Raw genomic sequence first — 13528 nt, 5'->3', positions numbered from 1 at the left:
GCATTGTTTTTATGCATGATTCAGCAGGAAAAGAACCATGTTTGATAAACGTCATCGTATCACGCTGTTATTTAACGCCAACAAAGCTTACGACCGTCAGGTCGTCGAAGGTGTCGGTGAATATTTGCAAGCGTCGCAATCCGAGTGGGATATCTTTATTGAAGAAGACTTTCGTGCCCGGATTGATAACATCAAAGAGTGGCTGGGAGATGGCGTCATCGCCGACTACGACGACGATGAAATTGCCCGCCTGCTTGCTGACGTTGACGTTCCCATCGTCGGCGTCGGCGGTTCCTACCATCTTCCTGAACATTATCCTCCGGTCCATTACATCGCCACGGATAACTTCGCATTAGTGGAAAGCGCCTTTCTGCACCTGAAAGAAAAAGGGATTAACCGTTTTGCCTTCTATGGCCTGCCCGCCTCCAGCGGTAAACGCTGGGCAGCAGAACGTGAATACGCGTTTTGTCAGTTAGTGGCAGAAGAGAAATACCGCGGCGTGGTCTATCAGGGGCTGGAGACGGCGCCAGAAAACTGGCAGCACGCGCAAAATCGCCTGGCGGACTGGCTGCAGACTCTGCCGCCACAAACCGGCATTATTGCGGTGACGGACGCCCGTGCGCGGCATGTGCTGCAGGTCTGTGAACATCTGCACATCCCGGTGCCCGAAAAGCTGAGCGTCATTGGGATTGATAACGAAGAACTCACCCGTTACCTGTCACGCGTCGCGCTCTCGTCGGTCGCACAGGGCGCACGGCAGATGGGATATCAGGCCGCCAAAATGCTGCACCGCCTGCTGGCCAACGAAGAGATGCCCTTACAGCGTATCCTCGTCCCTCCGGTGCGCGTCGTTGAGCGTCAGTCGACCGACTACCGTTCGCTCACAGACCCGGCCGTCATTCAGGCCATGCATTTCATTCGCAATCATGCCTGTAAAGGTATCAAGGTTGATCAGGTGCTGGACGCGGTGGGAATTTCCCGCTCAAATCTGGAAAAGCGATTCAAAGAGGAGGTGGGGGAGACTATCCACGCCGTAATCCATGCTGAAAAACTGGAAAAAGCGCGTAGCCTGTTGATTTCCACCACACTGTCGATCAACGAAATCTCACAGATGTGCGGCTATCCTTCCCTGCAATATTTCTATTCGGTCTTTAAAAAAGAGTATGGCACGACCCCAAAAGAGTACCGTGACCTGAACAGTGAAGTGTTGCTGTGATGTGCTTGCCGGATGGCGGCGCTAATGCGCCATCCGGCATGTAACGATTACATATGCGCGGCAATTAAGCGCTGGTTATCCTGATACATGGCGAACAGATAGTTGTTATAGCTCTGTCCTTTCGTTGAATAACCCTTCAGCTTATGAATCATCGCGGTCGCCGTCACTTCCTGATCCGCTTTGCGCAGTTGCGCGCGCGACTTACGGAAGGAGGAGTAAGCCGGGTGGGTATTCAGGTTGATGACATAGGCGCTGACCGACTCTTTAACTGAGTCGAACTGAGAATAACCTTTCACCTTACCAGGCGCGTTGCTGCAACGGCCTTTCCCGCACTTCATACCGAACAGATTGTTATTGTTACGGGCCAGCTTAGAGGTACCCCAGCCGCTTTCTGCCGCAGCCATCGTCGCCACCATACTGGTAGGGATAATGTCGACACGCTCAAGCAACGTGTTCCACGGAACTTTACGCGTATTGCCGGACCAGCTCACCTTGTAGCGCTTCGCGATATCTTTCATGCGCGCACGCTCAGAAGGCGACCAGCGGTTCTGGTACTGCTTTGAAATCAGCCAGTTACGATCAGCCGTAATGGCAGCATTTTGACTGGTAATATAAGGCATAACCGTCCGGAGAAACGCTTTTTTCCTTGGTGTTCCGGAAGGGTATTTTCGCAAATCAGGAAGTGAACTGCTCTTTGCACTATTGCGAGAATACTCTTGTTTACTGCTTGCCTGTGTATTACTTGTCTTGGTTACGTGGGACTTCTGACTCGTTGTCGTCGTGTGCGTCTTTGCCAGCACTTCACCCGAAAATGCGATGGTGAGTAACATAAGAATCATGGCCCCATATCGTCGAATGGGAGTCAATATCATTAGGTCTCCTGGTCGGATTTATACATTCCAACACCTTATATTTTTCACAAAAATGAGAGTTGAATCTCAAATCATATCAAAAATAGCCGTCCAGAGCACTCAAAGGAATAGTCCAATTCTGAAACTATGTCACGCGCTAACGGTTAGGAATGTCATTAATTCGATGAAAATGTGGAGGTTATCGCAAAATAAGGCTGTTTTTTGCGCACGATCGCTCATCCTCGCGCCTCATCCTGGAGGTATTCATCCAAAGGATGATTTTGCCGCCCCATTTCACTGGCAAACTGACTAAAATCGCAGCAACAAGGACCGCGTTATGAAACTTGCCGCCATTGTTCTGGCGTTGATGCCCGGCATTGCGATCGCCGCATCATGGACAACGCCCGGCTTCCCGGCTTTTACTGCACAAGGAACCGGTAAGTTTGTCAGCCATACCACGTTGACGAAGGGTACCCGCCCTTTAACGCTGACGTTTGACCAACAGTGCTGGCAGCCTGCAGAGACGATAAAGCTCAATCAAATGCTGTCCCTCAAACAGTGCGAAGGAGCCCCTCCACAATGGCGGCTTTTTAAAGAGGGCGACTATACGCTGGAGGTGGATACCCGCTCGGGTACACCAACACTGATGCTGTCGGTAAAGAATGCCGCCGAACCTGCCGAAAACCCAATACGCCAGTGCCCGAAATGGGACGGTTCGCCGCTGACCCAGGATGTCGCCGGGACCTTTGCGGAAGGCTCAAAAGTACGCGATTTCTACAGTCAGCAAATCGCCACGGTTAAAAATGGCCACATCACGCTCCAGCCCGCGGCGACCAGTAATGGGCTTTTACTGCTGGAACGGGCAGAGACCAACGCTCCCGCCGCATTCGACTGGCATAACGCCACCGTCTACTTTGTGCTGACAGACCGCTTCCAGAATGGTGATCCGACAAACGACAACAGTTATGGCCGCCATAAAGACGGTATGCAGGAGATCGGTACCTTTCATGGCGGCGATTTACGCGGACTGGCGAGCAAACTGGACTATCTGCAGCAGCTTGGCGTCAACGCCCTGTGGATAAGCGCCCCCTTTGAGCAAATTCATGGCTGGGTCGGCGGCGGCACCAAAGGCGATTTCCCTCATTACGCCTACCACGGTTATTACACCCAGGACTGGACCACGCTTGACGCCAATATGGGTACCGCCGATGACCTGCGCGCGCTGGTTGACGGCGCACATCAGCGTGGCATTCGAATTCTGTTCGATGTGGTGATGAACCATACCGGTTACGCCACGCTGGCGGATATGCAGGAGTACCAGTTTGGCGCGCTGTATTTATCGGGAGATGAGCTGAAGAAAACGCTCGGTGAGCGCTGGACGGACTGGAAACCCGCAGCAGGTCAAAGCTGGCACAGCTTTAATGATTACATCAACTTCGGCGATAAAACCGCATGGGAAAAATGGTGGGGAAAAAAGTGGATCCGCACCGACATCGGAGATTACGACGCGCCAGGCTTTGATGACCTGACCATGTCCCTGGCCTTTCTGCCCGATCTCAAAACCGAGTCCACCACCCCTTCTGGCCTGCCCGTGTTCTATCAACACAAACCGGATACCCATGCCAAAGCCATTGCGGGTTACACGCCGCGAGATTATTTAACCCACTGGTTAAGTCAGTGGGTACGAGACTACGGCATCGACGGTTTCCGCGTCGATACCGCCAAGCACGTCGAACTTCCCGCCTGGCAACAACTGAAAACGCAGGCCAGCGCAGCGCTGGTTGAATGGAAACGCGCCAATCCAGACAAAGCGCTGGATAACAGCCCCTTCTGGATGACCGGTGAAGCCTGGGGTCATGGCGTGATGCAAAGCGACTACTACCGCCACGGCTTTGACGCGATGATCAATTTTGATTACCAGGAACAGGCGGCAAAAGCGTTTGATTGTCTGGCCGACATGGACCTCACCTGGCAACAAATGGCAGAAAAATTGCAGGATTTCAACGTCCTGAGCTATCTCTCATCGCACGACACTCGCCTGTTCCGGGAAGGCGGCGATAAGGCAGCGGAGCTGTTGCTGCTGGCGCCTGGCGCTGTGCAAATCTTTTACGGTGATGAGTCTGCGCGACCTTTCGGCCCGACAGGCTCCGATCCTCTGCAAGGGACACGGTCAGAGATGAACTGGCAGGACGTCAACGGTAACGCGGCGGATACCGTTGCACACTGGCAGCGTATAAGCCAGTTCAGAGCCAGGCATTCCGCCATTGGCGCGGGCAAACAAACACCCCTCTCATTAAAACAAGGATACGGCTTCGTGCGCGAGCATGCTGACGATAAAGTGATGGTCATTTGGGCTGGCCGCCCCTGATTTCTCCGGGTTCTGGCATCCACTATGTGTCAGAACCCTTTAGCAATATAAAACACTAACCAGAAGGAAACTGGCAGCATAAAGCGTGACTCTCTTCACCGTCGGCTGATTTGCACCCTGCCAGAGGTAGCGCTATGGTTAGCCACTTTACTACTCAGCCCGACAGATCACCTGCTATGACATTCTCACTTTTTGGCGACAAATTTACCCGCCACTCAGGCATTACCCGCCTGATGGAGGACCTCAACGACGGTTTACGCACGCCCGGCGCAATCATGCTTGGCGGCGGTAACCCGGCGCAAATCCCGGCGATGCAGGAATACTTCCACACGCTGCTGACCGGGATGCTGGAAAATGGCAAAGCCACTGATGCGCTTTGTAATTATGACGGTCCGCAGGGAAAAACCGAATTACTGGACGCGCTCGCCGCACTGCTCCGTGAAACGCTGGGTTGGGATATCGGGCCACAAAATATTGCGCTAACAAATGGTAGTCAGAGCGCATTTTTCTACTTGTTTAATCTCTTTGCCGGACGCCGCGCCGACGGCACGACCAAAAAAGTGCTTTTCCCGCTCGCGCCGGAATACATTGGCTATGCAGATTCGGGTCTGGAGGAAGATCTCTTCGTTTCGGCTCGCCCGAATATTGAGCTGCTACCGGAAGGCCAGTTTAAATATCACGTTGATTTTGAACATCTGCATATCGGCGAAGAGACGGGCATGATCTGTGTATCGCGCCCAACAAACCCAACAGGCAATGTCATCACCGACGAAGAGCTCATGAAGCTGGACGCTCTGGCGCACCAACACGACATCCCGCTGGTGATTGATAACGCCTACGGCGTTCCCTTCCCGGGGATTATTTTCAGCGACGCTCGACCGTTGTGGAACCCCAACACTATCCTGTGCATGAGCCTCTCCAAGCTGGGGCTGCCCGGCTCTCGCTGCGGCATTATTATCGCCAATGAAGAAATCATCACCGCCATCACCAACATGAACGGCATTATCAGCCTGGCGCCTGGGGGGATGGGGCCCGCGATGATGTGTGAAATGATCAAACGCAACGATCTGCTGCGCCTGTCAGAGACGGTGATCAAACCGTTTTATTACCAGCGCGTTCAGGAGACGATTGCCATCATTCGTCGTTATTTATCTGAAGACCGCTGCCTGATCCATAAACCCGAAGGCGCCATTTTCCTGTGGTTGTGGTTTAAGGATTTGCCCATCACCACAGAATTGCTCTACCAGCGCCTGAAAAAACGCGGCGTCCTGATGGTACCTGGCGACTACTTCTTCCCTGGTCTTGATAAGCCATGGCCGCACACGCATCAATGTATGCGGATGAATTACGTTCCCGAACCGGAAAAAATCGAAGCGGGCGTAAAAATTCTGGCTGAAGAGATTGAACGCGCCTGGCTTGAGGGCTGACAGAACGTCACATTCCCGGTCATGATTGCCGGGAATGTCGTGTTCACAATGGTTGGGAAAGCAGACGATGACGTTGTAGCGTGACGACGTCCAGGCACGCTAAGGCATGGGTTGGACAGGCCTCGACGCAGGCGGGTCCCGCCTCGCGATGCCAGCAAAGATCGCACTTGATGGCCTGCGCCCGTGACAACGTCGAAACCACATTCATCGCCCCAAACGGGCATGCCAGCATACAACTTTTACACCCGATACAGCGCGATTGCTCAACGAAGATATGCCCACGTTCGCGACGAATAGCCTGCGTCGGGCAGACGTTCGCACACGGTGCATCTTCACATTGATGGCAGGTGACCGCTGTGGTGAATGCGTTATCTTTAATGACCCGAATTCGCGAGACAAATTCTCCGGAGGAGACTGCTGCGCAGTCCTGGTTCTCCTGATGTGAGACCACACAGGCAACTTCGCAGGTCCGACATCCAATGCACTTCGTTGCATCCGCCACAATAAATGGGTTCATGACCTGCTCCTCCGACCTAAAACGCCAGAGTGCCAGAGAGGCCGCCAGCGCTGCTTTGATCCGACAACGGAAACCACACATTTTTGTCAGATGCCCGTCATGTTCTGGTGTTTTGTCTGACGACGTTAATCCCGCGCACAAAAACCCAGTTCATTCGAATTTGCCAAAGCGGCCTCACGCAGCAACTTAAGAAAATTCTTTTCTCTCACCTGATTAAGGCATAGAGAAATAAGAGAAATAAAAGATAAAACCAACCCGGCGGCACAACAGGTGCTTGCGGGTCAGGCTCATCCCTTCATGCTACAATCACAGCACTTTACCTTTCGATGAGAAAATAAAAATGAGCAAGGACAGCGCCACCGACATCTCCATGAAGCGAATCAAACCGTCAGCAATCTATCGGCTTATGCTGATTGGCCTTGGTATTCCATTGCAAATTTTTGCGGTGGTGTGCGGTGTGATGGGTATCTTTGGGGCCGACATGGTGAAATGGAACGATCAACCGGTGCATGGCATTCTTGCGCTTCCGGCAGCGATGTTCAGCGCCCTGTTTGTTACCGTTATCTTTACCGCATTCATGGGCTCAGTCACCTGCCTGGGACTGTGGATCTACAGCCGTTTTCGTCCTCTTAAGGTAAAGACGCTGGATTAACCCGGCCGGCACGCAGCCGGGCTAAAACCATTATCAGAAGCGCCAGCTCAGTCCGGTCATGAAAGCGAAACTGTCGTCGCGATCCACCATCGGGCTGTCTTTAACATCGTCTGGCAGCACGGTATAAGTTGCGTTGGCAACCAGCACCAAATTGTTGGTTAACGGATACTTCATGGTCAGACCCACATACGGCATCCAGCTGTCGTCAGGCGAGTAGCTGGACAGTCCGCTGCGGCGGGATTCGCTGCCCGATACACCGTAGTAGTAGTCGTTGAAATTTTCGTCGTAATAGAAGACACCAGCAGACGGTGTAAGGGTGAATTTACCCACAGGCATTTGGCGGAAAACAGAAACCTCACCCATCCAACCATTGCTGTTATCCAGAACATCTGCGGCAGCAGAGACTTTCACGCTTCCCCACTTCTCGTGGCGATACCATGCGGCACCGACCATGGCTGTGCTGTCGCGCTTATCCAGCTGCTTCATGTCATGCTCGTCGTTGTCGGCAGGATCAAACTCCAGCGGCATCCAGGAAGCGGTTATGCTAAATTCGTTTTTTTCATTTTTTGAAAGAATATAACCTAAGGATGTCTGTCTGAAATAAAAAGACTCACTTTCGTAACTGATCAGCGGCACCGCGTGAACATTTTCATTATAGCCGCGATACGGTGATTCATTATAAACAGCACCGGCACCAAGAGAGAATTCTGAAGCAGTTGCACTCGCCATAAAAGACATTGCAAATACTGCCAAAATATTACGTTTAATTAACATGCCAAACTTTCCATTTTAAAATAAGCTACAAAGCGCGTGCATAATAATGCTTACAATTTCATCGATGCAATGTACTTATTTATATAGTAATATATAAATTCATATATACATGGATTCCATGATGAATAAACAACAACTCAAGCTGAGAGAATTAAAGATTATCTCGGTAATTGCTGCCAGCGAAAATATCAGCCATGCCGCGTTAGCGCTGGGTATCGCACAGGCAAACGTTAGCAAGTACCTTGCTGATTTTGAATCAAAAATAGGATTAAAGGTATTCGACAGAACCACCCGACAACTGACGCTCACGCCGTTTGGGGCCGCGCTTCTCCCGTATATCAACACCTGCCTGGATAAAAATAATCAGCTAACTAATTTTATTGCTGATTATAAGCATGAAAAAAGCGGACGCGTTACCGTGTATGCACCTACAGGTATTACTTCTTATTTATCTAAGAATGTTATTGCTAATATATCAAATATTGGCGACATTATTTTAACACTTAAAACATCAAACCTTGAACGAAAAGCATTTTATGAAGGTGTCGACTTTCCAGATGACTGCGACATTATGGTGACGTATGCGCCACCGAAAGATCAAACGTTGGTTGCCTCATTCCTGGCAAAATATGCCGTCAGCGCTTATGCCAGTCGTGAATATCTAAATAAGCATCCCATTAATCACCCACAGGAACTTGAAAATCATTCCTGTATTCTTATTGATTCAATGATGATTGATGATGCCAATATCTGGCGTTTTGCATCAAACGGCGGGGTGGATATTCATGAGTATCGGGTGAAAGGAAATTATGTTTGCGACAATACGCAAGCAGCACTCGACCTTGCCCGCAATCATTTGGGTATTGTCTTTGCGCCAGATACAACATTGAAGCAGGATATTCAGTCTGGAACGTTGTTCCCCTGTTTTCCGGAACAACATCAGTGGTGGCTGGATTTAGTCGTTATCTTCCGCAAGCGTGAGTATCAACCCTGGCGGGTGCAGTATGTGCTGGATGAGTTGCTGAACGAAATTCGTCATCAGCTTGCTCACGTAATCCAGAAATCACCTGAGCAAGCTTGTCAGTTAACAGATCAATGATCGAGATACAGGTAGTGCATCCAACTGGTCATTCGCAACAGCACTTTACGCATAACGGAGACGTGGCTGAAGTGCTCGGAATAGATGGCAACCTGGGCGAAGATACCGTCAGGCAGCGCGTTGAAATCCACATTCTCATTCAGTTCGATGCTGGCGATCACCCCATCTGTTCCAGGCGTGACGTTTAAAGATTGTAAGGCGCCCATCGACTGATATGTCCCCCCGGGTACTGCGGGGCTAATGGAAGAGAGCTTCCCGCTATACACTCTTCCCGGCAAGGCGTTAAACACCACTTCAGCTTCATCGCCAGGCTTCAAACGCAGCAGCGAGTTCTGCCGGAACTGAGCGATAATTTGTCGTTTCTGGCTGGGAATAAACACCATCACCGGACGCAGAGGCAGAGCGGCGGCATAGGTGCCAGGGCGGATTAATACCTGCGTCGCATATCCATCGCTCGGCGCGCGCACGACGGTTTGTTCAAGGTTAAATTCAGCTTCCGCAAGTTGCGCTCTGAGGCTGGCGACCTGCGAGTTTTCGCCCTCAACCAGACTGTCTAACTGACTTTGGATCTGCTGTTCTTCTGCAATGGATGATTTGACTGCCGCTTCCTGAGCCAGATAGTTCTGCCGTGCAGCATCAATATCGCGTTCCGAGAACGGATTCACTTTTGCCTGACTGCCCTGCAGGTAACGCTGATAATCTTTCCCAACTCGATCCCGCGTGGCTTTCGCCTTCTGAGTATTTGCCTGCATTTCTGCCAGTTGCGCGACAAGCGTCTGCTCTTTATGGGTCGCCGTGACAATATCAGCCTGCAAACGATTAACCCGAGCCTGATAACGTCCCGGATTCAATTTGAAAAGAATTTCCCCTTTTTTTATCAGGGTATCTTTCTTATCCGTCACTTCGATGACAGTACCCGTCACCAACGGCACTACCGGAATGGAAACCACCGCCTTCTGCGCTTTAAAAGTATACGGATGGTTATAGTTCATCAGTAATATTAAACCGCTCACAATAAATATACCGCCTAATGCCGCAGTCGGTATTGTCCATTTATTGACGGGAATTTTGAAGATCTTAAACATGGCCCATGCAAAAGCCACATAGGTGAGAATAATCAGTAAATCCATAACAATTACTCCGCTGGGGAGGACTTAGCCTCGGCCAGTTGTTTTTCCAGTCCGGCGACACGTTGTTGCAACTCAATAAGGTCAGGGTTATGACTCTGCATTCCCCATCCGCGGTCCGGACGATACAGCGTGGCCCAAATCCATAAGAAAGGCCAAATAATATGTAACGTAAACAAACTCACCCAACCGGCGACATGTATCGCATCGGCATGTGGATGATTGCGTTTTTTCGCAATGAGGTAAGGAATATCATGCAGAATGATAATCCCATAAAAAATAACCAGGAATACGACAACCAATACACCTAGTGCAAAATAATTCAGGAACATATTTCCCTCAAAAACTCAAAAAATATCAATCAGCATTTTAACAAAAACAAATACATCTGGAGGATAGTAATGGGGGGGGCGCTCGCCAGGCAATGCCCATATTTATATAAAGCTATATAGTTTTATATATACTACAGTGGTGTTGCGGATGAACCTGCGCTGGATTTGAAGGGATTCATGCCCGGTAAACATAAGGTCACCGGGCATGTTATAAAATAAATATCAGAACAATCCTAGCGGTTTATCAGAGTAGCTCACCAGCAGACATTTGGTTTGCTGATAGTGCTCGAGCATCATTTTGTGTGTCTCACGGCCAATGCCCGACTGCTTATAGCCCCCAAACGCGGCATGCGCGGGATAAGCATGGTAACAGTTGGTCCACACGCGCCCTGCCTGGATGCCACGCCCCATTTTATAGGCCAGATTACCATTGCGACTCCAGACCCCAGCGCCGAGGCCATATTGAGTGTCGTTAGCCAGCGCCAGCGCTTCATCCATCGTTTTGAAGGTCGTCACCGCCAGCACCGGGCCGAAGATCTCCTCCTGGAATACGCGCATATTGTTCTTACCGAACAGGATGGTCGGCTCGAGGTAATAGCCCTCTTTTAACTCACCTTCCAGCTGTTTGCGCCGCCCGCCAGTCAGAACATCAGCCCCTTCTTTCTTACCAATATCAATGTAATTCAGAATGGTTTCCATCTGACCATGAGAGACCTGCGCCCCCATCTGCGTCACGCTGTCGAGCGGGTTACCACTGCGGATGCTCTCCACCCGGCGAATCGCTCGTTCCATAAAGCGCTCATAAATGGATTCCTGTACCAGCGCGCGACTCGGGCAGGTACAGACCTCGCCCTGGTTAAATGCAAAGAGGGCAAAGCCTTCCAGCGCCTTGTCGAAGAACGCATCTTCTTCATCCATCACATCAGCAAAGAAGATATTCGGGGATTTCCCACCCAGCTCCAGCGTCACCGGAATAATGTTCTGCGTGGCATACTGCATGATCTGCTGCCCAACTTCCGTCGAACCGGTAAACGCCACTTTTGCGATGCGTTTCGAGGTTGCCAGATATTCACCGATCTCCCCGCCCGCACCGTTCACCACGTTCACCACGCCCGGCGGCAGCAAATCGCCAATGATTTCCATCAGCAACAGCACCGAAAGCGGTGTCAGACGCGCAGGTTTGAGCACCACACAGTTGCCCGCCGCCAGCGCTGGCGCCATTTTCCAGCTTGCCATCAGCAGTGGGAAGTTCCACGGAATGATTTGTCCCACCACGCCAAGCGGTTCATGGAAATGGTAGGCGACGGTGTCGCTGTCCACTTCACTGATACCGCCTTCCTGCGCACGGATGCACGAGGCAAAATAGCGGAAATGATCGATCGCCAGCGGCACGTCGGCAGCGCTGGTTTCACGAATCGGTTTGCCGTTATCCCAGGTTTCCGCCGTTGCCAGCAGCTCCAGATTTTGCTCCATACGATCGGCAATTTTGAACAGAATGGCAGCGCGATCCTGCACTGAGGTATGCGCCCATTTGTCTTTTATCTTATGGGCAGCATCAAGTGCCAGATCGATATCTTTTTTGCCGGAAGAGGCCACTTCACACAGCAGTTGCCCGGTCACAGGCGTCAGGTTCTGATAGTACTCACCGTCTGCAGGCGCAACCCAGTCGCCACCGATAAAGTTGTCGTAGCGGGCTTTTAACTTCAGAGGATAACCATATTCGCCGGGCTGGATACGTGTTGAAGGGGGATTATTGGTCATGAACGTCTCCTTAGCTGTAGAGGTACTACAAGGGTAGACGTGGCTGGCGAAATCTTCGCCAGCCTTTTCATGCTTTACGACAAGTATCACGAATTACATGGCAGCACGATAAATCGCCATGATCTCCTCGTGGGTCGCCTGGATCGGGTTGGTCAGACCGCAAGCATCTTTCAGCGCATTGGTCGCCAGTACCGGAAAGTCTTCTTCTTTCACGTTCAGATCCCGCAGACCCGCCGGGATGTTCACCTGCTGCGCCAGTTCACGAATCGCGGCGATACAAGCTTGCGCGCCTTCCGCGTCGCTCATACCAGCCACGTTCACGCCCATCGCCGCCGCGCAATCACGCAGACGTCCTGCCGCAACCTGGCTGTTAAATACCTGAACGTGCGGCAGCAATACGGCGTTGCACACGCCATGCGGCAGGTTGTAGAAACCGCCGAGCTGGTGCGCCATCGCATGGACATAGCCAAGTGACGCGTTGTTAAACGCCATTCCCGCCAGGAACTGCGCATAGGCCATCGCTTCACGCGCCTGCGCGTTGCTGCCATCTTCAACCGCAGTCGGCAGATTCTCGGCAATCATGGTGACGGCTTTCAGAGCACATGCATCGGTAATCGGCGTGGCGGCGATAGAAACATACGCTTCAATCGCGTGGGTCAACGCATCCATGCCGGTCGCGGCGGTCAGCGATTTCGGCATACCGACCATCAGCGAAGAGTCGTTCACGGAGAGAAGCGGGGTGACGTGTTTATCCACAATCGCCATTTTAATGTGGCGCGCTTCGTCGGTGATGATGCAGAAGCGGGTCATTTCCGATGCAGTTCCTGCCGTGGTGTTAATGGCAATCATAGGCAGCTGTGGTTTCGCAGAGCGGTCCACCCCTTCATAATCACGGATATCACCGCCGTTAGCCGCCACCAGCGCAATACCTTTTGCGCAGTCGTGCGGAGAGCCACCGCCCAGAGAAATCACGCTGTCGCACGCATTTTCTTCAAGCATTTTCAGCCCAGCGGCAACGTTTCCAGTGGTTGGGTTAGGCTGCGTACCATCATAAACTACGCTGAAAATATCACGTTCCTGCAGCGCTTTTTGAATTTCGCCCGCCATACCTAATTTTGTCAGCATCGTATCCGTGACAATTAACGTGCGGCGAAATCCATATTCCGCCATCGTATTCATCGCGTCTTTCAGTGAATCAGCGCCAATGATATTAACGGAAGGAATAAAAAATGTTGAAGCAGCCATAAAACTATCCTTAATTTCATCAATAAATCAGAAAAACAGCATACGGAGTAACGTTTACTCAAAATATGATCAGCGTTGTTTTTTTCATAATGATGAAAATAAAAAAGCACGTTCGGTTAATAACTGAACATGCTTTATCCAAATCAATGTATTTTTTGT

12 protein-coding genes are annotated in these 13528 nt (G+C 51.2%); 5 read left to right on the top strand and 7 right to left on the bottom strand.

Features of this window, described 5'->3' with window-relative positions:
* The first annotated feature begins 37 nt into the window (after positions 1 to 37).
* On the top strand, positions 38 to 1216 hold the full coding sequence (xylR, locus tag JM656_RS00655; protein ID WP_203359612.1) for a D-xylose utilization transcriptional activator XylR: 1179 nt from the start codon (positions 38 to 40) through the stop codon (positions 1214 to 1216).
* A 47-nt stretch (positions 1217 to 1263) separates the two neighbouring features.
* On the opposite strand, the gene JM656_RS00650 is transcribed toward xylR, so the two are convergent.
* Positions 1264 to 2088, bottom strand: coding sequence for a protein bax (locus tag JM656_RS00650; protein ID WP_203359611.1), 825 nt, complete (start codon positions 2086 to 2088; stop codon positions 1264 to 1266).
* Between the two features lie 316 nt (positions 2089 to 2404).
* Here JM656_RS00650 and malS point away from each other — a divergent pair, with 316 nt between their 5' ends.
* Both malS and avtA read left to right on the top strand, forming a co-directional pair.
* The gene (gene malS / locus JM656_RS00645) at positions 2405 to 4435 is read left to right on the top strand and encodes an alpha-amylase (protein WP_203359610.1); all 2031 of its coding nucleotides are present in this window, start codon (positions 2405 to 2407) and stop codon (positions 4433 to 4435) included.
* Between the two features lie 176 nt (positions 4436 to 4611).
* Complete coding sequence (gene avtA / locus JM656_RS00640) at positions 4612 to 5862, top strand: valine--pyruvate transaminase (protein WP_203359609.1); 1251 nt, start codon at positions 4612 to 4614, stop codon at positions 5860 to 5862.
* 43 nt (positions 5863 to 5905) lie between these two features.
* Here the strand turns inward: avtA and JM656_RS00635 are convergent, their stop codons facing one another.
* Positions 5906 to 6379 (bottom strand): 4Fe-4S dicluster domain-containing protein, encoded by a 474-nt coding sequence (locus JM656_RS00635; protein ID WP_203359608.1) that lies wholly within the window; start codon positions 6377 to 6379, stop codon positions 5906 to 5908.
* A 340-nt stretch (positions 6380 to 6719) separates the two neighbouring features.
* Between JM656_RS00635 and JM656_RS00630 the strand changes: the two genes are divergently transcribed.
* Entirely contained in the window at positions 6720 to 7031 is a 312-nt protein-coding gene (locus JM656_RS00630) for a hypothetical protein (protein ID WP_203359607.1), read from the top strand.
* A gap of 33 nt (positions 7032 to 7064) precedes the next feature.
* Here JM656_RS00630 and JM656_RS00625 read toward each other — a convergent pair whose 3' ends face one another.
* Positions 7065 to 7805 carry a MipA/OmpV family protein gene (locus JM656_RS00625; RefSeq protein ID WP_203359606.1) on the bottom strand — a complete coding sequence of 247 codons (741 nt, stop codon included), beginning with the start codon at positions 7803 to 7805 and terminating at the stop codon, positions 7065 to 7067.
* 121 nt (positions 7806 to 7926) lie between these two features.
* On the opposite strand from JM656_RS00625, the gene JM656_RS00620 reads away from it, so the two are divergent.
* Positions 7927 to 8904 (top strand): LysR family transcriptional regulator, encoded by a 978-nt coding sequence (locus JM656_RS00620; protein ID WP_203361188.1) that lies wholly within the window; start codon positions 7927 to 7929, stop codon positions 8902 to 8904.
* Here the strand turns inward: JM656_RS00620 and JM656_RS00615 are convergent.
* From JM656_RS00615 to yiaY, 4 genes are all read right to left on the bottom strand, one after another.
* The gene (locus JM656_RS00615) at positions 8898 to 10034 is read right to left on the bottom strand and encodes an HlyD family secretion protein (protein WP_203359605.1); all 1137 of its coding nucleotides are present in this window, start codon (positions 10032 to 10034) and stop codon (positions 8898 to 8900) included. The two genes, JM656_RS00620 and JM656_RS00615, sit on opposite strands and share 7 nt — an antisense overlap.
* Before the next feature lie 5 nt (positions 10035 to 10039).
* Positions 10040 to 10363, bottom strand: coding sequence for a DUF3302 domain-containing protein (locus JM656_RS00610; protein WP_203359604.1), 324 nt, complete (start codon positions 10361 to 10363; stop codon positions 10040 to 10042).
* A gap of 222 nt (positions 10364 to 10585) precedes the next feature.
* Positions 10586 to 12124: an aldehyde dehydrogenase AldB gene (gene aldB, locus JM656_RS00605; protein ID WP_192614128.1), complete on the bottom strand. Its 1539-nt coding sequence runs from the start codon at positions 12122 to 12124 to the stop codon at positions 10586 to 10588.
* A gap of 93 nt (positions 12125 to 12217) precedes the next feature.
* Complete coding sequence (gene yiaY, locus JM656_RS00600; protein ID WP_203359603.1) at positions 12218 to 13369, bottom strand: L-threonine dehydrogenase; 1152 nt, start codon at positions 13367 to 13369, stop codon at positions 12218 to 12220.
* Between the last annotated feature and the right edge of the window lie 159 nt (positions 13370 to 13528).

Source organism: Citrobacter sp. R56, assembly GCF_016811995.1.
GTDB lineage: Bacteria > Pseudomonadota > Gammaproteobacteria > Enterobacterales > Enterobacteriaceae > Citrobacter_D > Citrobacter_D enshiensis.
Note: the sequence above shows the minus strand (reverse complement) of the source record. Positions and strands in the feature narration are given on the sequence as shown.